We start from the raw sequence: 21,129 nt of genomic DNA, 5'->3' as shown, positions 1-21,129 counted from the left end.
TCATGGATGAAAACAATCAGGGCCTGCAATGGTCCCATATCGAGCCCCTCTGCATCCTGCGGGCGCTGGCGCGGCAGCTGTGGATGCTGCTGCTGGCGGCCCTCACCTGCGCCATGGCGGCATGGATCGTGCTGACGTGCTTCGTGACCCAGCAGTATACCAGCTCCACCACCTTCTCCGTCACCACCCGCACCAGCAACCTGTACTATACGAATATCACCGCCGCCGCCGATGTGGCCGCCTCCTATTCCCAGCTGCTGCAGAGCCGGGTCCTGCGCCAGACCATGGAGCAGAATCTGGGCATGCCCCTGAACGGCGCCGTCACCGCCCAGCAGCTGGGGGAAACCAACCTCATCCGGGTCACCGTCACCGCCGACACCCCCCGTCAGGCCCTGGTGCTGCTCAAGGCCGTGTCCGATAACTACGGGTCCCTGTCGGCCCATGTGTCCTCCACGGCGGTGCTGTCCCAGCTTAACTCTCCCAGCCTGTCCGTGGCCCCCTCCCGCAGCTATAACGTGCCCAAGATCTGCCTGATGGCCGCCATCGCCGGTGCGGCGCTTACCGCCCTGGGCGTTGCCTGGGCCAGCGTCAGCAGCGGCACGGTGCAGACCCAGGAGGGCGCCCGCAGCGACCTGGACGCCAAGATCATCTCCACCGTGCCCCACGAGGGCCGCCGAACCCGGAAGCTCCTGGGCTGGTTCGACGACCGCCGCCGGGAGCGCCGGGCCCGCCGGGGCGGCAAGCGCCTGCGCCGGAACCTGAACATCTCCTCCCCGGCCATCAGCTTCGCCTTTACCGAATCCATCCACCGCATCGCCGAAAAGTTCCAGCATGAGCATGCCAAGGGCCGCCGGGTATTCCTGTTTTCCAGCGTGTCCGCGGCGGAGGGCAAGTCCACCCTGGCCGCCAACACCGCCATTTCCCTGGCCTCCCGGGGGGTGAACGTGCTGTTCATCGACCTGGACCTGCGCCGCCCGGTGCAAAGCGAGATGCTGGGCCTGTCCGTGAAGCAGAAAAACGAGCTGGGCACCCTGCTGACAGAGTCCGCCGCCCCGGAGAAGATCCTCTCCGCCGCCGTCACGGACCCCGCCACGGGGCTGCACTCTCTGCTGAGCACCAAGTCCTATACCGACGTCATCGAGCTGCTGGCCTCGGACCAGCTGGCCAAGGTGGTGGCTCTGGCCCGGGAGCGGTATGACTACGTCATCATCGACTCCCCTCCCCTGGGCTTCTTCTCCGACAGCGAGCTGCTGTCGGACCTGTCCGATGCGTCGGTGCTGGTGGTACGGCAGGACACCGTCCCCGCGCCGGAGATCAACGACGCCATTGACGCCCTGCGGGCCGGTAAGGCGGAGTTTCTGGGCTGCATCCTCAACGATATGGCCCATCTGGCCGCCTGGTCCTCCGGCTATGGATACGGCTATGGCAAGAAATACGACAAATACGGCTACGGGCAGCACTCCGCCCGTAAGACGCAGTGAGGCGCACTATGGAACAACATACGACCCATACCAATACCGAGGTCCAGCCCATCGACCTGTCCGTCCTGCTGCGGCGGATGGGCCGGGCGCTGACGCGCCTGTGGCCGGTGTGCCTGGCGCTGATCGTGCTGTGCGCCGCCCTGATGGGCTGGCGCGGCCACCGCAGCTTCCGGCCCATGTACCGCTCCGAGGCGGTGTTCTCCGTGAATCTCAGCTTTGTGGGCGGCACCGACCTCTCCGGCTATAGCCAATATTACAACAAATCCGCCGCCCAGCAGGTGGCGGACACCTTCCCCTATCTGCTGACCTCCGACCGCATGCAGGAGCTGCTGCTCCAGCGACTGGGCGTCACCTATCTCAACGGCGTCATCTCCTCCTCCGCCATCAAGGACACCAGCTTCTTCGTCCTGACGGTGGAAAGCCCCAGCCCCCAGGACGCCTATGACATCCTCTGCGCCGTCATCGACGTGTATCCCCAGGTGAACCGCCTGGTCCTGGGTGAAACGCAGCTGGTGGTGAACCAGGAGCCCTCCCTGCCCGACACGCCGTATAACGCCGATCCCTGGGTGCGCAGCGCCGTCAAGGGCGCGGCCCTGGGCGTGGTGCTGGCGCTGGCGGTGCTCATCGTGGCCGCCGCCCTGCGGCGGACGGTGTCCTCCACCGGCGACGTCAAGCGCCTGGTAAGCCTGACGGCCCTGGCCTCCATCCCCCGCACGGCCCCCAAGCGCCGGAAAAACGGCCCCCAGCAGGGGCTGCTGATCACCCGCATGCAGACCGACAGCGCCTTCTGCGAGGCGTATCGCCTGCTGCGGCTGAAGCTGCTGCGGCAGCTGAAGGACGAGGACAAGGTCATCATGGTCACAAGCTCCATCCCCTCCGAGGGGAAAAGCTCCGTGTCCGTGAACCTGGCCCTGTCCCTGGCCCGGGAGGGAAAAAAGGTCCTGCTGATCGACGGCGACCTCCGGGGCCCCAGCGACAAGGCCCTGCTGGGCATCACCAAGCCCTCCGAGGGTCTGGGCCAGTGCCTGTCCGGCAGCCTGGACCAGGTGCACTTCCTGCGCTATGAGGACACGTCCCTGTACGTCTTTGCCGGCAGCGAGCCCATCCACGCCCCCATGAACCTGCTGCAATACGACAAGCTGGAGGCGCTGATAAACACCCTGCGCCCCATGTTTGACTACATCGTGCTGGACACGCCGCCCTGCGCCATGATGGCCGACGCCCTGGCCATGTGCCGCCATGTGGACCGGGTGATCTACGTCATCCGGGAGGACTTCGCCGCCACCACCCAGATCTTCGAGGGCATCCAGGCCCTGGCCGGGGCCGATGCCCGGATGGCCGGCTTTGTGTTCAACTGCGCCGCCAACGTCCGGGGCTCCTCCTCCGGCTATGGCTACGGCTACGGTTATGGGTATGGCTACGGCTACGGCTATGGCTACGGCAAGACCAAGCGCAAAAGCGCCGAATAAGGATTTTTCCAAGCCTCCGGCCCCGGCCGGGGGCTTCAGCTTGTCAAAAAAGACTTTTTTCCAAGCCTCCGCCCCCGAAAATCTATACAAACCCGGATTTTTGTGGTATACTGTCCTATCCGGTATGTCTGAATTTACAGAAAGTTCAGGAAAGCCCCGGCCGGGGCGGTATAATAAAGAAAAACACCAACGATACTCACAAGTGGGAGGCAAAGCGCATGGCACGCAACATTCTGGTGGTCGAGGACGACCGCAATATCTCCGACCTGATCCGCATGTACCTGGAAAAAGAGGGGTTCGACGTCCGCATCGCCTACGACGGCGGCAAGGCCGTGGAGGAATTTGACCGGGAGGCCCCGGACATGGTGCTGCTGGACATCATGCTGCCGGTGATGGACGGCTGGGCCGTGTGCGCCCACATCCGGGAAAAGGCCAAGACCCCCATCATCATGCTCACCGCCAAAAGCGAGGTCAACGACCGGATTACCGGCCTGGAAATGGGGGCCGACGACTATCTGGTCAAGCCCTTCGAGATGAAGGAGCTGATGGCCCGCATCAACGCGGTGCTCCGCCGCAGCGAAATTCCCGACGACACCAAAAAGCGCCTGACCTTCGACAAGCTGGTCATCGACCTGGACAGCTATGAGCTGCTGGTGGACGGCAAGAAGATCGACACGCCCCCCAAGGAGCTGGAGCTTCTGTATCACCTGGCCTCCACCCCCAACCGGGTGTATACCCGCAACCAGCTGCTGGACGAGGTGTGGGGCTTCGACTATTTCGGCGACTCCCGCACCGTGGACGTGCACATCAAGCGCCTGCGGGAAAAGGTGGAGGGTGTGTCCGACCAGTGGGAGCTGAAAACCGTGTGGGGCGTGGGCTATAAGTTTGAAGTGAAATGAGCCAGGAAAAGATCACCCGGTTCCGCCGCCGGTTCGACAGTCTCTATTGGCAGCAGTTCCTGCTGACGGCGGGCATGGTGCTGCTGACGCTTTTGCTGCTGGGCGTGTCGTTTTACGCCCTGAGCTATAACGACACCGTGTCCGAGCGGCGCAGCGAAATGCGCCAGCACGCGGAGCTCATTGCCAACATGTCCGGGGACTATCTGGCCTCCGGCGGGCAGACCGCCAGCCCCAGCCTGCAGAATCTCATCGCCCTGGCCGCCGGGCTTACCAAGGCGGACTTTCTCCTGTGCAACGACCAGGGCTACGCCCTGCTGACCTCCGACCAGCGGCTGGGAGGCCAGGTGGTGTCCGTCCCCCAGGAGATTCAGGACGCCGTTTTCGGGGACAAGGGCTTTTACCAGGGCCGCAGCAGCATCGGCGGCGCATACGACATCCGGCAGTTCGTGGTGGCGGTGCCCGTCACCCAGGAGGACGGCGGCACCGTGGGCATGGTCCTGGCGGTGATGGACGCCCGGTCCCTGATGAGCATGTGGCGCTCCTTCATCGGCCTGTTCTTCATGACCTCGGCCATCATCCTGCTGATCTCCTTTGTGGCCAGCTCCCTGACCTCCATGCGCCAGATTCAGCCCATCCGGGAGATGGTCCAGGCCACCCGGTCCTATGCCGCCGGAAACTTCGACGTGCGCATGCAGGACACCGGCCGCAGCGACGAGATCGGCGAGCTGGCGGCGTCCTTCAACAACATGGCCGACTCCCTGGCGGAAACCGAGCGCCAGCGAAGCGAGTTCATTGCCAACATCTCCCACGAGCTGAAAACCCCCATGACCACCATCGCCGGATATACCGACGGCATCCTGGACGGCACCATTCCCCCGGAGAAGGAACGGAAATATCTCCAGATCATCTCCGACGAGAGCCGCCGCCTCAGCCGCCTGGTCCGCCGGATGCTGGATATCTCCCAGATTCAGTCCCAGCAGGACATGAAGAAGGAGGACTTCGACCTGTGCGAGAGTATGCGCCTGGCCCTGCTGTCCATGGAGCAGAAGATCACCGACCGGGGCCTGGACGTGGAGGCGGACATCCCGGAGGATTCCGTCATGGTCCAGGGGGTCAACGACCTGATCACCCAGGTGATCTATAACCTGCTGGAAAACGCCGCCAAGTTCGCCGCCCCCGGGTCCACCCTGTACCTGGGGCTGACGGAGACCGGCGGCGACAAGGCGGTGGTCACCGTGCGCAACACCGGCCACACCATTCCGGCGGAGGAGATTCCCCTGCTGTTCGAGCGCTTCCACAAATCCGACAAATCCCGCAGCGAGGACAAGGACGGCTACGGGCTGGGCCTGTACGTGGTGAAAACCATCCTGTCCCAGCATAAGGAGAAGATCACCGTCACCAGCGAAAACGGCGTCACCTCCTTCAGCTTCACCGTGCAGCTGGCCCACCCCATGCGCAATACATGAGAGGAACTTTTGCTATGACAGACGAAAACAAGGATATCTGCCCGGAAACTCCGGAAAATCCGGACCTGCCGGAGACCCCGGAAGCGGCCCCGGAGGAACCGAAGGAGGTAGTCTCCTGGTACATTCCCCAGGAGCCCCAGGGCCGGGAGGTGGTCAGCTACTATGTCCAGCGGGACCCCATGCCCCAGAACGTCTGGCAGCAGGCCGCCAAAAAGGAGAAGCGCCGCAGCCGTCTGTGGCTGTGGATCTCCCTGGCCGTGCTGGCGGTGACGGTGGCGGCTGTGGTGCTGGCGGCCATACTGGGCGGCAATAGCGGCAGCGGTCAGCATCGGCCCCTGCCCGACGGCGACGGCGACAACCCCAGCAGCATTGTGGACATTTTCGGCAGCAAGGCCACCACCATCCCCAAAATCCAGGGAGACCCCGGCGTCCGCCTGGCCTGCCGGGACCCCCAGGGCCAGCCCCTGACGGCCCAGGAGGTATATGCCAAGGTGAACCCCTCCGTGGTCACCGTGGTGTCCGAGCAGTCGGAGGGGGCCTCCATCGGCACCGGCGTCATCATGACCTCCGACGGGTATATCATCACCAACGCCCATGTGATCTCCGGCGGCAAGAGCTGCTGGGTGGCCCTGGACACCGGCGTCACCTATGAGGTGAACCTGGTGGGCTTTGACGAGGAGGAGGACCTGGCCGTGCTGAAGGCCGATCCCCAGAATCCCCTGCCCGCCGCCGAGTTCGGCAACTCCGACCTGGTGCAGGTGGGCGACACCGCCTATGCCATCGGCAACCCCCTGGGGGTGGAGCTGCGGGGCACCATGACCAACGGCATCATTTCCGCCGTCAACCGCGCCGTGGAGGTGGACGGCAAGACCATGACCCTGCTGCAGACCAGCGCCGCCCTGAACAACGGCAACTCCGGCGGCCCCCTGATCAACGAATACGGCCAGGTCATCGGCATCAACACCCTGAAAATGAGCACCACCGACAGCACCGAGGCCACGGTGGAGGGCCTGGGCTTCGCCCTGCCCATCAGCTCCGTCAGCTTCGTGGTCAACGACCTCATCGCCAACGGCCACTACCGGGGCGCCCCCTCCCTGGGCATCACCGTCACCACCGTGGAAAGGGACGGCGGCGGCACCCAGGTCCAGGTCATGGAGGTCAGCACCGGCTCCGGCGCGGCCGACGCGGGCATCCAGGCCGGGGACGTGATCCTGGCGGCAGACGGCCAGGCCGTGTCCGTTACCTCCGACCTGCTGACGGCCCGGCGCAGCCACATCATCGGCGACACCGTGACCCTGACCATCCTCCGGGACGGCCAGCAGTTCGACGTGGAGGTGACCCTCCGCTCCAACCGCAGCTTCGGCTGAGCATCCGGCCCCTTCACCCCGGCGGGAAAATCCCGCCGGGGTTTTGTTCTGCCGGTGGTGGCCTGTGCATATGCTGGAGAAAAAGCCACAGGAGGGATGGACATGCGTTACTGGGCGGCGGGGCTTTTGCTGACGGTGCTGCTGTTCGGCGGGGGATGGCTGAGCAGCGGAGCTGCGCCGGACGTGTCCCGCTCCGTCCCGGGGGCTGACCCGGGACGGAGCGGCGAAAATGCGGGACAACCCGCCGCCGATGCGGACACTTTGCTGCGGGTATGGGACGGGGAGCAGGTGGTGGAGATGACCATGGCGGAGTATCTGCCCGGGGTGGTCCGGGGGGAGATGCCCGCCGCCTTCCACCAGCAGGCCCTGGACGCCCAGGCCGTGGCGGAGCGGACCTTCATCTATTACCACATGGCCTCCGGCCGGAAGGCCGCCCACCCGGACGCCGACGTGTGCATGGATTACCGCTGCTGCAATGCCTACACCTCCGCCCAGGCGGCGGCGGAAAAGTGGGGGGACCACGCCGCCGAATACGAGGCCAAGGTCCAGCAGGCCGTACGGGACACCGACGGTCAGGTGATCCTCTACAACGGCCAGCCCATTTTAGCGGCCTTCCACTCCTCCTCCGCCGGGGTCACCGCCAACTCCGGGGACGTGTGGGTGTCCACCCTGCCGTATCTGCACAGCGTGGAAAGCCCCGAGGGGGAGGACACCGTGCCCAATTACTACAGCGTCAAGGAAATCCCGGCGGCGGAGTTTCAGCAGACCTTCCTGGCGGCCTATCCGGAGGCGTCCTTTGCCGGAGGGCCGGAAACCTGGATCACCGGCCGGGTGGAAAACGCCTCCGGCCGGGTGGAGAGCATCTGCATCGGCGGCGTCACGGTGGAGGGCACCCAGGTCCGGAGCCTGTTGGGCCTGCGGTCGGCGTGCTTCACGGCGGAGGCCGCGGCGGACAGGGTCACATTCCACGTCACCGGCTTCGGCCACGGGGTGGGCATGAGCCAGTACGGCGCCAACCGCCTGGCCCAGGACGGCAGGTCCTGGCAGGAAATCCTCCACTGGTACTACACCGGCGTCACCATCGCCCCCTACGGCGGATAGGACTTGACGAAAGGCGGAATTTATACTACAATTTTCTTCAGAAACATCACGGAAGGAGACTTGCTTCGTGACAAGAGACGAGCTTTGCCGGGCCGCCGCGGCCATGCTGGACCGGGCCTATATCCCCTATTCCCACTTTCCGGTGGGGGCGGCGCTGGAGTGCGCCGACGGCACGGTTTTCACCGGCTGCAACATTGAAAACGCCGCCTACGGCTGCACCATCTGCGCCGAGCGCACCGCCATCTTCAAGGCCGTCAGCGAGGGGCACCGGGACTTTGTGCGCATCGTCATCGCCGGGAAAAGTGAGGACTACTGCGTGCCCTGCGGCTCCTGCCGCCAGGTGATGATGGAATTCGCCCCGGAGATGGAGGTCATCTGCCTCAACGGTCAGGGGCAGGCCAGGAGCTTCCGCCTGCGGGAGCTGCTGCCCTACGGCTTCGACCAGAGCTGGCTGTGAGACATGTGCCGCCGGTCTGCATTTTTCGCGGACCGGCGGCGCTTTCTGCCCGCTCCTGTGGCCTTCCGGCATTTTTGGCGGTTTTCCTTGTTGACATAATGCTGTGGAAAACCCGGTGGAAAATGTGGAAAACCCTTGCGGCGCATGCTATCCCGCCGGTTGCCGGTTTGTTATGGCGGCCCCGCCGCCTGCAACTTTTTGCCCCGGAAAAACATTTTTTCCCCATCCCCGTCCGGCTCTTGCCAGACGGAAATTTTTGCGTTAAAATAGGATTTGTATATTGGAGAATTGGCGGCTTCGGCCGCCGGAGGAAGGATATGGCCAAGAAAAAAGCATACGACAACGACAGCATTTCCAGCCTGAAGGGAGCGGACCGGGTCCGGAAACGGCCCGGCGTCATTTTCGGCTCCGACGGGCTGGAGGGCTGCGAGCACGCGGTGTTCGAGATTCTCTCCAACGCCATTGACGAGGCCCGGGCGGGCTTCGGACGGGTGATCACCGTCACCCGGTTCCAGGACCGGTCCATCCAGGTGGAGGACCAGGGCCGGGGCTGTCCCGTGGACTGGAACGAAAAGGAGGGGCGGTACAACTGGGAGCTGGTGTTCTGCGAGATGTACGCCGGAGGCAAGTACGACCCCACCGGGGAAAACTATGAGTTCTCCCTGGGCCTGAACGGTCTGGGCTCCTGCGCCACCCAGTACGCCAGCCGCTATATGGACGTTACCGTCTGCCGGGACGGCAATGAGTATAAGCTCCACTTCCAGCGGGGCGAGATCGTGGGCCAGATGGAGGTCACTCCCCTGGCCCGGAAGAAAACCGGCACCACCATCCGCTGGCTGCCGGATCTGGAGGTGTTCACCGACATCGACATCCCCCTGGACTATTACCAGGACGTGATGAAGCGGCAGGCGGTGGTCAACGCCGGGGTGACCTTCCGGCTGCGGGATGAGGTGTCCCCCGGGAGGTTCGAGACCCAGGACTTCCTGTATGAAAACGGCATCCGGGACTATCTGGCCGAGCTGGCCGGGGACGACCCCATCACCCGGCCCGTGTGCTGGGAGGCGGAGCGCCAGGGCCGGGACCGGGCGGACAAGCCCGAGTACAAGGTGAAGCTGAACATCGCCTGGTGCTTTTCCAACCGGGTGCACCTGATGGAGCACTATCACAACTCCAGCTTCCTGGAGCACGGCGGCAGCCCCGACAAGGCCACCCGCCTGGCCTTTGTGGCGGCGCTGGACAAATATCTGCGGGAGAACAACAAATACACCAAGGGCGAAAGCAAGATCACCTTCCCCGACGTGCAGGAGTGCCTGCTGCTGGTGAGCAGCAACTTCTCCACCCAGACCAGCTATGAAAACCAGACCAAAAAGGCCATCACCAACAAGTTCATCCAGGACGCCATGTCCGAGTTCCTGCGCCAGCAGCTGCAGGTATTTTTCATCGAGAACCACGACGACGCCGAGCGCATGGCCGCCCAGGTGCTTATCAACAAGCGCAGCCGGGAGACGGCGGAGCGCACCCGCCTGGGCGCCAAGAAGAAGCTGTCGGAGAAGATCGACATCGCCAACCGGGTGCAGAAGTTTGTGGACTGCCGCACCAAGGAGGTGGACCGGCGGGAGATCTATATCGTGGAGGGCGACTCGGCTCTGGGCGCCTGCAAGCAGTCCCGGGACGCGGAGTTCCAGGGGCTGATGCCCGTCCGGGGCAAGATCCTCAACTGCCTGAAGGCCGACTATCCCCGGATCTTCAAAAGCGACGTGATCACGGACCTGATGAAGGTGCTGGGCTGCGGCGTGGAGGTTCAGGGCAAGGCCGCCAAGGAGCTGAGCCAGTTTGACCTGAACAACCTCCGGTGGAGCAAGGTGGTCATCTGCACCGATGGCGACGTGGACGGGTTCCAGATCCGGACCCTGATCCTGACCATGCTGTACCGGCTGTGCCCCACCCTGATCCGGGAGGGGTACGTCTACATTGCGGAGACGCCGCTGTTTGAGATCACCTATAAGGAAAAGAGCGCCGACAAGACCTGGTTTGCCTACTCCGAAAAGGAGAAGGCCGACATCGTCCGCCAGCTGGAGGGGAAGAAGTTCACCGTCCAGCGGTCCAAGGGACTGGGCGAAAACGACCCGGAGATGATGTGGCTGACCACCATGAATCCGGAGACCCGGCGGCTGGTGCGTGTGCTGCCCGATGAGGCGGAGGAGACCGCCCGGGTGTTCGACCTGCTGCTGGGGGACAACCTGGCCGGGCGGAAGGACTATATCGCCGAAAACGGCCACCTGTACCTGGATATGATCGACGTGAGCTGAATTTGCCAAATGACCGCTTGAACGAAAGGAATTTGCCCCATGGCAAAAAAGAAAACAGAACCGAAAACCGTCCACCGGCCGGCGGACCCCAATGTGATGGGCCTGCGGGGCACGGTGGTGGAGCAGCCCATCACCCGGACGCTGGACGAAAACTATATGCCCTACGCCATGAGCGTCATCGTCTCCCGGGCCATTCCGGAGATCGACGGCTTCAAGCCCTCCCACCGCAAGCTGCTGTATACCATGTATAAAATGGGCCTGCTTACAGGCAACCGCACCAAATCCGCCAACATCGTGGGCCAGACCATGCGCCTGAACCCCCACGGCGACCAGGCCATCTATGAGACCATGGTGCGCCTGGCCAAGGGCAACGAGTCCCTGCTGCACCCCTTTGTGGACAGCAAGGGCAACTTCGGCAAGGTGTACTCCCGGGATATGGCCTATGCCGCCAGCCGGTACACCGAGGCAAAGCTGGCCCCCATCTGCGCGGAGCTGTTCCGGGACCTGGACTGCGATGCCGTGGACTTTGTGGATAACTACGACAACTCCATGAAGGAGCCGTCCCTGCTGCCCACCACCTTCCCCAACGTGCTGGTGTCCGCCAACCAGGGCATCGCCGTGGGCATGGCGTCCCAGATCTGCGGCTTCAACCTGGGGGAGGTGTGCGACACCACCGTGGCCCTGCTGAAAAACCCGGACCACGACGTGGCCTCCACACTGCTGGCTCCGGATTTCCCCACCGGGGGGCAGATCATCTGCGACCCGGCGGAGCTGCGGGAGCTGTACCGCACCGGACGGGGCGGCGTGAAGGTCCGCTCCCGCTGGCGGTATGACAAGCAGGCAAACCTCATCGAAATTTACGAAATCCCCTATTCCACCTCCATCGAGGCCATTCTGGACAAGGTGGCGGAGCTCATTAAGGCCGGGAAGATCACCGAGATCAGCGACATGCGGGACGAGACGGACCTGTCCGGCCTGAAGCTGGCCATCGACTTGAAGCGCAGCGTGGACCCGGAGAAGCTGATGACCAAGCTCTTCCGGCTGACCCCTTTGCAGGACACCGTCAGCTGCAACTTCAACATCCTCATCGCCGGGATGCCCCGGGTCATGGGTGTGGGAGAGATTCTGAACGAGTGGACGGCCTGGCGCACGGAGTGCGTGCGGCGGCGGGTGTATTTCGTGCTCAGCCGCAAAAAGGACAAGCTGCACCTGCTGCTGGGCCTGAAGCGCATCCTGCTGGATATCGACAAGGCCATCGCCATCATCCGGGAAACCGAGGAGGAGGCCGAGGTGATCCCCAACCTGATGATCGGCTTCGGCATCGACCAGGTCCAGGCGGAATATGTGGCGGAGATCAAGCTGCGGAATATCAACAAGGAGTACATCCTCAAGCGGGTCCGGGAGACCGAGGACCTGCAAAAGGAGATCGCCGACCTGGAGGACACGTTGGCCAAGCCCGCCCGGATCCGGAAGATCATCGTGGACGAGCTGGAGCAGGTCCGGAAGAAATACGCCGTGCCCCGGCGCACGGAGATCGTATACGGCCACGAGGTGGAGGAATATGTGGAGGACAGCCAGCCCGAGGACTACCCGGTGACGGTGTTCCTGTCCCGGGAGGGGTACTTCAAGAAGATCACCCCCAAGTCCCTGCGCATGAGCGGGGAGCAGAAGTTCAAGGAGGGCGACAGCCTCCTCCAGCAGATGGAAACCTCCAACAACGCCGAGGTCATGTTCTTCACCGACAGGTGCCAGGTGTACAAGACCCGGGTGTCGGAGTTCGGCGACGGCAAGGCCAGCGCCCTGGGCGACTATCTGCCGGGCCGTCTGGCCATGGACGAGGGCGAGCGGGTCATCTTCATGGTGCTGCCCGGGGACTACAGCGGCTGTCTGCTGTTCTTCTATGAAAACGGCAAGGCCGCCCGGGTGGAGCTGTCCGCCTATGCCACGGTGTCCAACCGCCGGAAGCTCACCGGCGCCTATTCCGACAAGAGCCCCCTGGTGTGCATCCTGCCTCTGCCGGAGGACCGGGAGCTGGCCCTGGTATCCACGGAGCCCCGGGCCCTGCTGGTGCACACCTCCCTGCTGGCCCCCAAGACCACCCGGAACGTTCAGGGGGTGGCGGTGATGACCCTGAAGCCCAAGTATCATCTGGACCGGGTGGTCCCGGCGGAGGACAGCGGCATCGTGAATCTGCCCCGCTACCGCACCCGCACCATCCCCGCCGCCGGAGCCATCCTCAAGCCCGAGGACCGGGGCGAGGAACAATTGACCTTGTTATAAAGACCCGCTTTCCCCCACACATACGAAAAAGAGAGGTGCCTATTATGCCCGCTGCCAAGACTCTGAAGCGCTACGGACTGATCACCGTGGCCTGTGCCCTGTATGCCCTGGGCTTCAACTGGTTCTTCGTGCCCAATCACTTCACCGTGGGCGGCTTCACCGGCGTTGCCCAGATCATCAATCATTTCCTGCCCATGCTGCCGGTGGGTACCATCGCCCTGGTGCTGAACATCCCCCTGTTCATCCTGGGCTGGCAGAAGATCGGCCGGGATCTGCTGATCTCGTCCCTGTACGCCACCGCCGTCAGCTCCCTGATGATCGACGTGCTGTCCTCGATCCACACCTTCTCGCCCATGGACCCCATTCTGGCCTGTATCTACGGCGGCATCGTGACGGGCATCGGCTGCGGCCTGCTGCTGCACGAAAGCGCCACCACCGGCGGCACGGAGATGGCCGCCCGGCTGCTGAAGCTGAAGTTCCAGGGGCTGTCCATCGGCAGCCTCTGTCTGGGCCTGGACGTGGCCGTGACCATCGGGTACGCCCTGTGCTTCCGGGATATGACCCGGGCCATGTACGGCGTGGTGGCCCTGTATATCCTGTCCCTGCTGATCGACCGGGTGGTGTACGGTCCCAACGCCTCCAAGGTGGCCTATATCATCAGCGAGCAGTATGAGGCCATCACCCAGAAGCTGCTGCAGCTGGACCGGGGTGTCACCCTGCTGGCCGGTAAGGGGGCCTGGAGCGGCCAGGAAAAGCGGATCATCCTGTGCGCCTTCGGCCGGCGGCACTTCATCCCCATCAAGAAGCTGGTGCAGAGCATCGACCCGGACGCCTTCGTCATCGTGTGCGACGCCCATGAGGTGCTGGGCGAGGGCTTCGGCCAATATGACCCCACGGGCCTGTAACGGAGGCGCGGCCATGAAAAAAACCTTGCTGGCCGCCCTTCTGGCGGCGCTGATGCTGGTATGCACCGGGTGTGCCTCGTTTCTGGAGCGGGATTACAGCGTGGTCCAGCCCCACAGCTCCACCTATTACGAAAGCGAGGACCGGTCCGTCCTCCGGGCGGAGAGCTATCAGGACCTGGTGAACGACCTGATGCTGCTGCTGACCGGCGGCGCCCGGGAGGGCACCATCTGGCTCTATGCCGGGACGGAGCCTCTGGACGCCTCCGCCGCGGCGGAGCGGGCCTGCAAGGAGGTGCAGCAGGAGACACCCCTGGGAGCCTACGCCGTGAAGTACCTCACCTACACCATCGACGACAGCGCCCGGAACTACACCGCCATTCATCTGACCATCGGCTATCGCCGCACCCAGGAGCAGATCGCCTCCATGGTGTATACCACCAGCGTCTCCGCCCTGGGGGAGCTGCTGACCGCCGCCGCCCGCAGAGGAAGCGGTGAGCTGGTGGTGCAGGTGGGCTACTTTGACCACCAGGAGGAGGAGGTCCGCTCCATCGTGGACCAGGTCCAGGCCATGGAGGCCCCGGAGCAGAAGGAGCCCTGGACCGTAAATTTCTATCCCGAAGGCGGCGACGTGGGCATCATCGAAATTCTTTTGAAAAAAAGTTGAAAAAAGTGGAACGCAGGGGTTGACAAATCCGGGATTCGCGGGTATAATCAATCTTGCGTTTGCGGGCGTAGCTCATCTGGTAGAGCGCGACCTTGCCAAGGTCGAGGTAGCGAGTTCGAGCCTCGTCGCCCGCTCCAGAAAGCACCATCTGAGAAGATGGTGCTTTTTCTTTTTGCCATTCTTTCATGAACTCGCTGCCTCGACCCGCGCGAAGCGCGTTCCAATCACGAGGTGAGGCAGGGTTCCTGCGAATGGCCTCGCCATTCGCGGGATGCCGGGTAGCGAGTTCGAGCCTCGGTTTCTCGGCGCTCACCGTCGTGCCGGCCTACAAGCCCTCTCTGTCACCTTCGGTGACAGCTCTCCCAGAGGGAGAGCCAAGTGCGTCCGGCCCGCTGCCCTCAGCGGGCCGCAAAAAAGGCGGACAGAGTCGTCCGCCCTACGGTAGGACAACGGGGAATTGCCGATAAACGGCGGCGGGGCACACAGGCCCCGCCGCCGTTTTTATGCGCTTGTCACATCACCGCCGCCAGGGCGTTGGCCAGGGCCGCATAGTCCGCCAGGCTCAGCCGCTCCCCCCGGACGTTTTCCGGCAGGCCGCAGCCGGTGACGATGGCCGCCAGCTGGTCCTTGGGCAGGGGGAGCCCGGTTTGCAGACTGTTCACCAGGGTCTTGCGCCGCAGGGCGAACCCCGCCCGCACCGTCCGCCACAGCATGGCCTCGCTGCACACCTGCACCGGCGGCTCCCGCCGCGCCGGGCAGTGGATCACGGCGGAGGTCACCTTGGGGGCCGGCAGGAAGCAGGTGTTGGGCACCTCGAACACCAGCTCCGGCGCGGTGTAATACTGCATCAGCAGGGAGAAGGCCCCATAGTCCGCCGTCCCCGGGGCGGCGCAGATCCGCTGGGCCACCTCCTTCTGGATCAGCACCGTCACGGAGTCGAAGCACCGGCTCTCCACTACCCGGGTCAGCAGCGGCGTGGTGATGTTATAGGGCAGGTTGGCGCACAGGATAGGCCGCAGGCCCCCGAAGTGCTCCCCCACCAGGGCCGCCAGGTCCTGCTGCATCACGTCCCCCTGCACCAGGGTGAAATTTTCGCACCCGGCCATGGTCTCCTCCAGCACCGGCCACAGCCGCCGGTCCAGCTCCACGGACACCACCTTCCCGGCCCGCCGGGCCAGCTCCCGGGTCAGGGGGCCGATGCCCGGGCCGATCTCCAGCACCCCGGTGTGCTCGTCCGCGCCGCTGGCGGCGGCAATGTCCCGGGGCACCCATCCCTCAATGAGGAAGTTCTGACCCATGGCCTTGGAAAAATGAAAGCCGTGGCGCTGCAAAAGCGCCTGAATGTCATTGCGATTGCAAAGGTCCATATTGCTCTCCTATCTGACAACAAATCGTAATATTTGCCCGGATTATTCCGGATCGTTATCGTCCTCCGGGCCGGGCCGGTACTCCAGCAGGTCCCCGGGCTGGCAGTCCAGGGCCCGGCAGAGCTTGTTCAGGGTGTCCACCCGCACCGCCCGGGCCTTGCCGGTTTTCAGGATGGACAGGTTGGCCATGGTGATGCCCACCCGGTGGGACAGCTCGGTGAGGCTCATTTTCCGCCGGGCCAGCATCACGTCGATGTTGAATACGATCATGTCCCCACCTCCTTAAATGGTCAGGTCGTTGTCCTCCCGCAGGGCGGCGGCATCCGCCACCAGCCGGGACAGGACATACAGCACGATCCCCGCCGCCAGGCAGCAGAAGGTCACCAGCGGCGTGATCAGGAGGGTCAGAGGTGCACTGCCCGCGCCCAGATAGGCCACAATGAGCATTCCCGCCGGGAATATCACCGCGTCGGCAAAGGCCAGGCGGCTGATGGTGCGCAGGTCCCGGGCATTTTTCCCAGTGAAGGCCATACCCTTTACAGCAATGCTGCCGCAGACTCTCCACGCCGGGACCAGGGCCCAGAAGATCGGCACGGCAAACGCCCACGCCCAGACAAGACACGGCCAATAGGCCCAGGCAAACTCCGGCGCGGCCCGAACCGTGTCCGTCCCGTAAAACGGAAGAAACAGGAAGAAGAACACCGCCAGCAGCGCCCCCGCCGCCAGCAGGACGGCCCGCAGCAGGGCCGACATGGTTTTGGTTTTCATATGCGTCTCTCCTTTCGCTTGCTGAGGTCAGGATACCATAGTTTATCTCGTGTGTCAAGTATTATTTATTGAAACTCGAATAATAATTTCTGTTTGTATGAGTTTTGCAATTTCCTGTTGCATTTTGGCGGCGGCGGGTATATACTATCCACAGGAAACAACCGAATAGCTGTCTTCGGGGCGGGGCGAAATTCCCCACCGGCAGTGATAGTCTGCGAGCGGCCGCGGCCGCAGGAACCGGCGCAATTCCGGTACCGACAGTATAGTCTGGATGAGAGAAGGCGTGTACGGCATTGTCACAATGCTCTTTTTTGATGCGTGCACCTTGGAAGGCAAGTCTTTCCGGGTGTTTTACTTTTATCAAAAGGAGCGTTTTTTCTTATGACGCAAGCAAGCAAACGAACCCATCGCCTGGCGGTAGCCGCCATGCTCAGCGCCGTGGCCGCGGTGCTGCAATTCGTGGAGTTTTCCATTCCCCTGATCCCCAGCTTTGTGAAGCTGGACATCTCCGACCTGCCCGCCCTGCTGGGGACCTTCTCCCTGGGCCCGGTATACGGCGTGGTGATCCAGCTGGTGAAGAACCTGCTGCACCTGCCCTTCGGCTCCAGCGCCGGAGTGGGCGAACTCAGCAACTTCATTCTGGGGGCCGTGTTCGTGCTGTGCGCCGGCCTGGTGTACCGCAAGCACAAGAGCCGTAAGGGCGCCCTGATCGGGGCGATGCTGGGTGCGGTTCTGATGGCTGTGGTCAGCGTCCCCTCCAACTACTTCTTCGTGTATCCGGCATATGTCAAGGTGTACGGGATGCCCCTGGAGGCCATCATCGGGGCCTACCAGGCCATTCTGGGTACCATTGCGGAGGTCCCCTCCTCCAACGCTCTGCTCAACTGCCTGCTGGTGTTCAACGTGCCCTTCACCTTCTGCAAGGGCCTGCTGGACGTGGGCCTGTGCTTCCTGATCTACAAGCCCCTATCCCCCCTGCTGCATAAATAAACGAAAAACGATGGCTGTGCCCTCTCGGGCACAGCCATCGTTTTTTATCGTATCAGCAGTTCGATGACGTACAGCACCATAAAGTGGATGGGATAGATCAAGTAATACCCCCACTGGTACCACTTGCTCTTGCAGCCCCGCTGGCCGTTATACAGCAGCAGCAGCTCCAGGTACTTTCTGCGGCTGTGGGTGTGATAATACCCCTCGGCGATGAAAAAGCACATAATGGGCGCGGTGATCATGCCGAAGCAGAACAGAGGATCGTACCAGGGATTGGTGGTGGGAATGAAGAAAATCGTCACATGCTGGCAGATCAGGGCCACCACAGCCAGCAGCTTCAATGTGTTGGAGTTCAGTCCGGCCTTCCGGGTCACGGGGATACCATCTTTCCTCTTGGATATTTATGCGGGTATCTTAACACATGAACCTGGGTTTAAGTCAAGAGGAGAATGACAAAAAAATACAATCCGGTTACAATTTTGTAAAAATGCAAAAAAACCAGAGGGAGACAGCCGGTTTGGCTGTCTCCCCCTGCGAAAATGATCACAATACGCTGTCTTCCTAAGGGAAACTATTTCTCCTTGATGGCTTCCAGCAACTGGATGAAGAGACCCACCACGATCAACACAAAGGCAGTCACTATCCATCCGGCAGTACCCACCGACTGGAATATACCCCCCGCCACGATCATACCAAGGCCAAGTGCGCTTTTATTATTCACAGCAAACCCATCCCTTCATTGAGATCAGAAAAAACACCGACAAAAACTTCTTCACGCCGTCTCCCTCCCTGTTAATTTCTGTGCTTGTATTATACCTATTTTTGTGTAATTTGTCAAACAAGAAGTGCGTCTCATTATTAGAGACGCACTTCTTGCTGTATTATCGCTTTATTTCGTTTGCCTTCTGCGCGAAGCGGTTATCCACCAGCCGGTCGAAGTCCACCCACTGGTCCGGAGTCAGCTCCCCGGCCTGGGTCATGACCGTCTCCAGCCGCTCCAGAGCCTGCTGCTCCATCACCGGGGTGCGGTTCCAGGCGTCGATCTCCCGGTGCCGGGCGCACACCCGCTCCAGAACGTCCAGGTCCGTGTCCGGGAACTGGTCACAGATGGCCTCCGCCACCTGGCGGTCCGTGTGCTCCGCCACCCACTGCTGGGCCAGGGCCATGGCGTTGACGAAGCCCTGGACCGTCTCCGGATTCGCCTCCACATAGCTGCGGTTGGCAAAATACGCGGTATACGGGATCTCGCCGCTTTCCTGGCCGATGGAGCACAGGATATACCCCTTCCCCGCCTGCTCCACCTCGGTGGCGGTGGGCTCAAACAGGGTCACATAGTCCCCGTTGCCGCCGGTGAAGGCCCCGGCCATCATGTTGAACTGCACCGAGGTGTCCACCACCGCGTCCCGCTGGGGCTCGATGCCCCGCTGCCGCAGCACATATTCCAGGGTCATCTCCGGCACGCCGCCGGCCCGGCCCCCGATGATGGTCCGGCCCCGGACGTCCTCCCAGGAGAAGGGCCCCGGCTCCCGGCCCACCAGGAAGGAGCCGTCCCGCTTGGTCAGCTGGGCAAAGATCACGGGATGGTCCTCCTTGCCCTGGTTCATCACATAGATGGCGGCCTCCGGCCCCGCCAGGCCCATGTCCGCCTGGCCGGACACCACGGCGGTCATGACCTTGTCGGCGCCGCCGCCGTTGGTCAGCTCCACCTCCAGCCCCTCCTGGCGGAAGAAGCCCTGGCTCATGGCCACATACTGCGGCGCGTAGAACACCGAGTGGGTGACCTCGCTCAGGCGCACCCGGGTCAGCTGTTTTTCCCCGGCGCAGCCCGGCAGGACCAGCAGCGCCGCCAGACAAAGACACAGTACGATACAGATTTTTTTCATGCTTTGACCCCCCAATAATGCTGCAGCAGCTTCTCGGCCCCCAGCACCAGCCGGTACATCACCACCGCCGCGGCCGCCAGGATCACCACGCTGGCCATGACCAGGTCCATGTTGAACACCTGGGACCCGTAGACGATGAGATAGCCCAGGCCCGCCCGGGACACGAGAAATTCCCCCATGATCACCCCCACCCACGACAGGCCCACGTTGACCTTCAGGGTGTTGAACAGGGTGGGAAAGCTGGCGGGAAACACCAGCATCCACAGAATCTGACCTCTTGTGGCCCCCAGGGACCGCATCAGCCGCAGCTTTTCGCCGTCGGTCCCCAGGAAGCCCTGATACATGCTGAGGATGGTGACGATCAGGGAGATGGCCAGGGTCATCACGATGATGGACCCCATCCCCGCCCCCATCCAGACGATAAAGATCGGCCCCAGGGCCGTTTTCGGCAGGGCGTTCAGCACCACCAGATAGGGGCTGAGCACCCGGGCCACCCCCTCCCGCCACCACATACAGATGGCGATGGCGGTGCCCAGCAGGGTCCCGGCCAGGAAGCCCACCACGGTCTCCAGGCACGACACCCCCACGTGCCGCAGCAGCTCCCCGCCCCGGCACAGGCCCACCAGCGTCCCCCACATGCGGCTGGGGCTGCTGATGAGAAAGCCGTCGCTGAGCCCCACCGCCGTGGTCAGCTGCCACAGGCCCAGCAGGGCCGCCAGCAGTCCCGCCTGCCACAGCCGCACCCGGCGGCGGCTTCTCTGCCGCTGCCGCAGCCACTCCTGCCGCCGGGGGGATGGTTTATCCGTCATGCAGCTCCAGCTCCTTCCAGATGGCATTGAAAAACGTGTGAAATTCCGGGGTGTCCCGCCGCTCCATAGGCGGCAGGCCCCGCAGCGGTCCCATGTCGTGAACGGCCTTTATCCCGGCGGGCCGCCGGGTCAGCACCGCCACCCGGTCCGACATGCTGATGGCCTCGCTGATGTCGTGGGTCACCAGCAGGGCGGTTTTCCCCTCCTGCCGGATGATGCGGTAAATATCCGCCGAAACCGACAGCCGGGTCTGATAGTCCAGGGCGGAGAACGGCTCATCCAGCAGCAGGATCCGGGGATCCGCCGCCAGGGTGCGGATCAGGGCGCAGCGCTGGCGCATACCGCCGGACAGCTGCCCCGGCCGCTTATCCCGGAAGGCCCACAGGCCGTAGCGCTCCAGCAGGCTCCGGACCCGGGCCTGGTTTTCCGGCGTATTCTCCCCCCGGACGGCCAGAGCTAGGGTCACATTGTCCCAGATGCTCCGCCAGGGGAACAGCTGGTCCTGCTGGGGCATGAAGCCCACCTTGGGCGAGGGGCCCCGCAGGGTCTCGCCGTCCACGGTGACCTCCCCGCCGGTCAGGGTCTCCAGCCCCGCCAGGACGGACAGCAGCGTGGATTTGCCGCAGCCGGAGGGGCCCACGATGCTGCAGAACTCCCCCTCCTCCACGTCCAGGGACACGTCCCGCAGGGCCTCCACCTCCCCGTCCGGTGCCTGGTACACAAAGGCGGCGTGCAGGAGATGTATCATCATTTCCGTGTGTTCCTCCTCTGATACTGATTCCTGATTCAAAAATGGAATCAGGAGTCCCGTGCGCTGGGCGCACACTGTGACGTCTCATACTGATTCTTGATTAAAAAATTTAATCAAGAATCCCGTGCGCTGTGCGCACGCACAGCGTGTGAAAACACGCTGT

The 21,129-nt window shown here is 63.1% G+C and carries 20 protein-coding genes, 1 tRNA gene and 1 riboswitch; of the genes, 13 read left to right on the top strand and 8 right to left on the bottom strand.

The genetic code is table 11. The features are described from left to right. Positions 1-2 precede the first annotated feature (2 nt). From LKD37_RS07380 to LKD37_RS07325, 12 genes are all read left to right on the top strand, one after another. A complete protein-coding gene (locus tag LKD37_RS07380) occupies positions 3-1,481 on the top strand; it encodes a CpsD/CapB family tyrosine-protein kinase (protein ID WP_302928612.1) in 1,479 nt (492 codons plus the stop codon). Between the two features lie 8 nt (positions 1,482-1,489). Further along, positions 1,490-2,950: a tyrosine-protein kinase domain-containing protein gene (locus LKD37_RS07375; protein WP_302928611.1), complete on the top strand. Its 1,461-nt coding sequence runs from the start codon at positions 1,490-1,492 to the stop codon at positions 2,948-2,950. Between the two features lie 218 nt (positions 2,951-3,168). Next, the gene (locus LKD37_RS07370) at positions 3,169-3,849 is read left to right on the top strand and encodes a response regulator transcription factor (protein ID WP_302928610.1); all 681 of its coding nucleotides are present in this window, start codon (positions 3,169-3,171) and stop codon (positions 3,847-3,849) included. Next, positions 3,846-5,315 carry a sensor histidine kinase gene (locus LKD37_RS07365; protein WP_302928609.1) on the top strand — a complete coding sequence of 490 codons (1,470 nt, stop codon included), beginning with the start codon at positions 3,846-3,848 and terminating at the stop codon, positions 5,313-5,315. The genes LKD37_RS07370 and LKD37_RS07365 overlap by 4 nt, the downstream gene beginning before the upstream one ends. 14 nt (positions 5,316-5,329) lie before the next feature. Beyond that, positions 5,330-6,682: a S1C family serine protease gene (locus LKD37_RS07360; protein WP_302928608.1), complete on the top strand. Its 1,353-nt coding sequence runs from the start codon at positions 5,330-5,332 to the stop codon at positions 6,680-6,682. A 102-nt stretch (positions 6,683-6,784) separates the two neighbouring features. Then, positions 6,785-7,783: a stage II sporulation protein D gene (gene spoIID / locus LKD37_RS07355; RefSeq protein WP_302928607.1), complete on the top strand. Its 999-nt coding sequence runs from the start codon at positions 6,785-6,787 to the stop codon at positions 7,781-7,783. Positions 7,784-7,805: 22 nt separating this feature from the next. Continuing rightward, the gene (gene cdd / locus LKD37_RS07350; protein ID WP_302928638.1) at positions 7,806-8,240 is read left to right on the top strand and encodes a cytidine deaminase; all 435 of its coding nucleotides are present in this window, start codon (positions 7,806-7,808) and stop codon (positions 8,238-8,240) included. A gap of 317 nt (positions 8,241-8,557) precedes the next feature. Continuing rightward, positions 8,558-10,549, top strand: a complete 1,992-nt coding sequence (locus LKD37_RS07345) for a DNA gyrase/topoisomerase IV subunit B (protein ID WP_302928606.1) — start codon at positions 8,558-8,560, stop codon at positions 10,547-10,549. A gap of 39 nt (positions 10,550-10,588) precedes the next feature. Continuing rightward, positions 10,589-12,829 (top strand): DNA gyrase subunit A, encoded by a 2,241-nt coding sequence (locus tag LKD37_RS07340; RefSeq protein WP_302928605.1) that lies wholly within the window; start codon positions 10,589-10,591, stop codon positions 12,827-12,829. Between the two features lie 44 nt (positions 12,830-12,873). After that, a complete protein-coding gene (locus tag LKD37_RS07335) occupies positions 12,874-13,734 on the top strand; it encodes a YitT family protein (RefSeq protein WP_302928604.1) in 861 nt (286 codons plus the stop codon). 13 nt (positions 13,735-13,747) lie between these two features. Further along, entirely contained in the window at positions 13,748-14,398 is a 651-nt protein-coding gene (locus tag LKD37_RS07330; protein ID WP_302928603.1) for a hypothetical protein, read from the top strand. 61 nt (positions 14,399-14,459) lie between these two features. Continuing rightward, positions 14,460-14,535: transfer RNA gene (locus LKD37_RS07325), tRNA-Gly, on the top strand. A gap of 375 nt (positions 14,536-14,910) precedes the next feature. Here LKD37_RS07325 and rsmA read toward each other — a convergent pair. Genes rsmA through LKD37_RS07310 form a run of 3 tightly spaced genes read right to left on the bottom strand, consistent with a single transcriptional unit; the run spans position 14,911 to position 16,533 of the window. Continuing rightward, positions 14,911-15,765: a 16S rRNA (adenine(1518)-N(6)/adenine(1519)-N(6))-dimethyltransferase RsmA gene (rsmA, locus tag LKD37_RS07320; protein WP_302928602.1), complete on the bottom strand. Its 855-nt coding sequence runs from the start codon at positions 15,763-15,765 to the stop codon at positions 14,911-14,913. 42 nt (positions 15,766-15,807) lie between these two features. Further along, complete coding sequence (locus LKD37_RS07315) at positions 15,808-16,035, bottom strand: helix-turn-helix domain-containing protein (protein WP_302928601.1); 228 nt, start codon at positions 16,033-16,035, stop codon at positions 15,808-15,810. 12 nt (positions 16,036-16,047) lie between these two features. Next, positions 16,048-16,533 (bottom strand): DUF2975 domain-containing protein, encoded by a 486-nt coding sequence (locus LKD37_RS07310; RefSeq protein WP_302928600.1) that lies wholly within the window; start codon positions 16,531-16,533, stop codon positions 16,048-16,050. 167 nt (positions 16,534-16,700) lie between these two features. Then, positions 16,701-16,820, top strand: a riboswitch (FMN riboswitch). Between the two features lie 94 nt (positions 16,821-16,914). Here LKD37_RS07310 and LKD37_RS07305 point away from each other — a divergent pair. Next, positions 16,915-17,523, top strand: coding sequence for an ECF transporter S component (locus LKD37_RS07305; RefSeq protein WP_302928599.1), 609 nt, complete (start codon positions 16,915-16,917; stop codon positions 17,521-17,523). A 44-nt stretch (positions 17,524-17,567) separates the two neighbouring features. Here LKD37_RS07305 and LKD37_RS07300 read toward each other — a convergent pair whose 3' ends face one another. The 5 genes from LKD37_RS07300 to LKD37_RS07280 all read right to left on the bottom strand — a co-directional run bounded on the left by LKD37_RS07300 (position 17,568) and on the right by LKD37_RS07280 (position 20,966). Further along, on the bottom strand, positions 17,568-17,897 hold the full coding sequence (locus LKD37_RS07300) for a TraX family protein (protein WP_302928598.1): 330 nt from the start codon (positions 17,895-17,897) through the stop codon (positions 17,568-17,570). A 197-nt stretch (positions 17,898-18,094) separates the two neighbouring features. Beyond that, entirely contained in the window at positions 18,095-18,244 is a 150-nt protein-coding gene (locus LKD37_RS07295) for a hypothetical protein (protein WP_302928597.1), read from the bottom strand. 160 nt (positions 18,245-18,404) lie between these two features. Beyond that, entirely contained in the window at positions 18,405-19,406 is a 1,002-nt protein-coding gene (locus tag LKD37_RS07290; protein WP_302928596.1) for an ABC transporter substrate-binding protein, read from the bottom strand. Next, complete coding sequence (locus tag LKD37_RS07285; RefSeq protein ID WP_302928595.1) at positions 19,403-20,215, bottom strand: ABC transporter permease; 813 nt, start codon at positions 20,213-20,215, stop codon at positions 19,403-19,405. The genes LKD37_RS07290 and LKD37_RS07285 overlap by 4 nt, the downstream gene beginning before the upstream one ends. Then, positions 20,205-20,966 carry an ABC transporter ATP-binding protein gene (locus LKD37_RS07280; RefSeq protein WP_302928594.1) on the bottom strand — a complete coding sequence of 254 codons (762 nt, stop codon included), beginning with the start codon at positions 20,964-20,966 and terminating at the stop codon, positions 20,205-20,207. Before LKD37_RS07280 ends, LKD37_RS07285 begins: the two co-directional genes overlap by 11 nt. Between the last annotated feature and the right edge of the window lie 163 nt (positions 20,967-21,129).

The organism is Brotocaccenecus cirricatena (genome assembly GCF_020687045.1).
Taxonomy (GTDB): domain Bacteria; phylum Bacillota; class Clostridia; order Oscillospirales; family Oscillospiraceae; genus Vescimonas; species Vescimonas cirricatena.
The sequence above is the reverse complement of the archived record's forward strand: the minus strand, read 5'-3'. Positions and strand labels throughout refer to the sequence as shown.

Excerpts from the sequence above, each read along its gene's own strand:
- LKD37_RS07315 (WP_302928601.1), bottom strand. The coding sequence starts at position 16,035 with ATGATCGTATTCAACATCGACGTGATGCTGGCCCGGCGGAAAATGAGC.
- LKD37_RS07335 (WP_302928604.1), top strand. The coding sequence starts at position 12,874 with ATGCCCGCTGCCAAGACTCTGAAGCGCTACGGACTGATCACCGTGGCC.
- LKD37_RS07370 (WP_302928610.1), top strand. The coding sequence starts at position 3,169 with ATGGCACGCAACATTCTGGTGGTCGAGGACGACCGCAATATCTCCGAC.
- LKD37_RS07310 (WP_302928600.1), bottom strand. The coding sequence starts at position 16,533 with ATGAAAACCAAAACCATGTCGGCCCTGCTGCGGGCCGTCCTGCTGGCG.
- LKD37_RS07345 (WP_302928606.1), top strand. The coding sequence starts at position 8,558 with ATGGCCAAGAAAAAAGCATACGACAACGACAGCATTTCCAGCCTGAAG.
- LKD37_RS07290 (WP_302928596.1), bottom strand. The coding sequence starts at position 19,406 with ATGAAAAAAATCTGTATCGTACTGTGTCTTTGTCTGGCGGCGCTGCTG.
- LKD37_RS07365 (WP_302928609.1), top strand. The coding sequence starts at position 3,846 with ATGAGCCAGGAAAAGATCACCCGGTTCCGCCGCCGGTTCGACAGTCTC.
- LKD37_RS07330 (WP_302928603.1), top strand. The coding sequence starts at position 13,748 with ATGAAAAAAACCTTGCTGGCCGCCCTTCTGGCGGCGCTGATGCTGGTA.
- LKD37_RS07375 (WP_302928611.1), top strand. The coding sequence starts at position 1,490 with ATGGAACAACATACGACCCATACCAATACCGAGGTCCAGCCCATCGAC.
- LKD37_RS07380 (WP_302928612.1), top strand. The coding sequence starts at position 3 with ATGGATGAAAACAATCAGGGCCTGCAATGGTCCCATATCGAGCCCCTC.
- spoIID (WP_302928607.1), top strand. The coding sequence starts at position 6,785 with ATGCGTTACTGGGCGGCGGGGCTTTTGCTGACGGTGCTGCTGTTCGGC.
- LKD37_RS07280 (WP_302928594.1), bottom strand. The coding sequence starts at position 20,966 with ATGATGATACATCTCCTGCACGCCGCCTTTGTGTACCAGGCACCGGAC.
- LKD37_RS07285 (WP_302928595.1), bottom strand. The coding sequence starts at position 20,215 with ATGACGGATAAACCATCCCCCCGGCGGCAGGAGTGGCTGCGGCAGCGG.
- LKD37_RS07360 (WP_302928608.1), top strand. The coding sequence starts at position 5,330 with ATGACAGACGAAAACAAGGATATCTGCCCGGAAACTCCGGAAAATCCG.
- LKD37_RS07305 (WP_302928599.1), top strand. The coding sequence starts at position 16,915 with ATGACGCAAGCAAGCAAACGAACCCATCGCCTGGCGGTAGCCGCCATG.
- LKD37_RS07340 (WP_302928605.1), top strand. The coding sequence starts at position 10,589 with ATGGCAAAAAAGAAAACAGAACCGAAAACCGTCCACCGGCCGGCGGAC.
- rsmA (WP_302928602.1), bottom strand. The coding sequence starts at position 15,765 with ATGGACCTTTGCAATCGCAATGACATTCAGGCGCTTTTGCAGCGCCAC.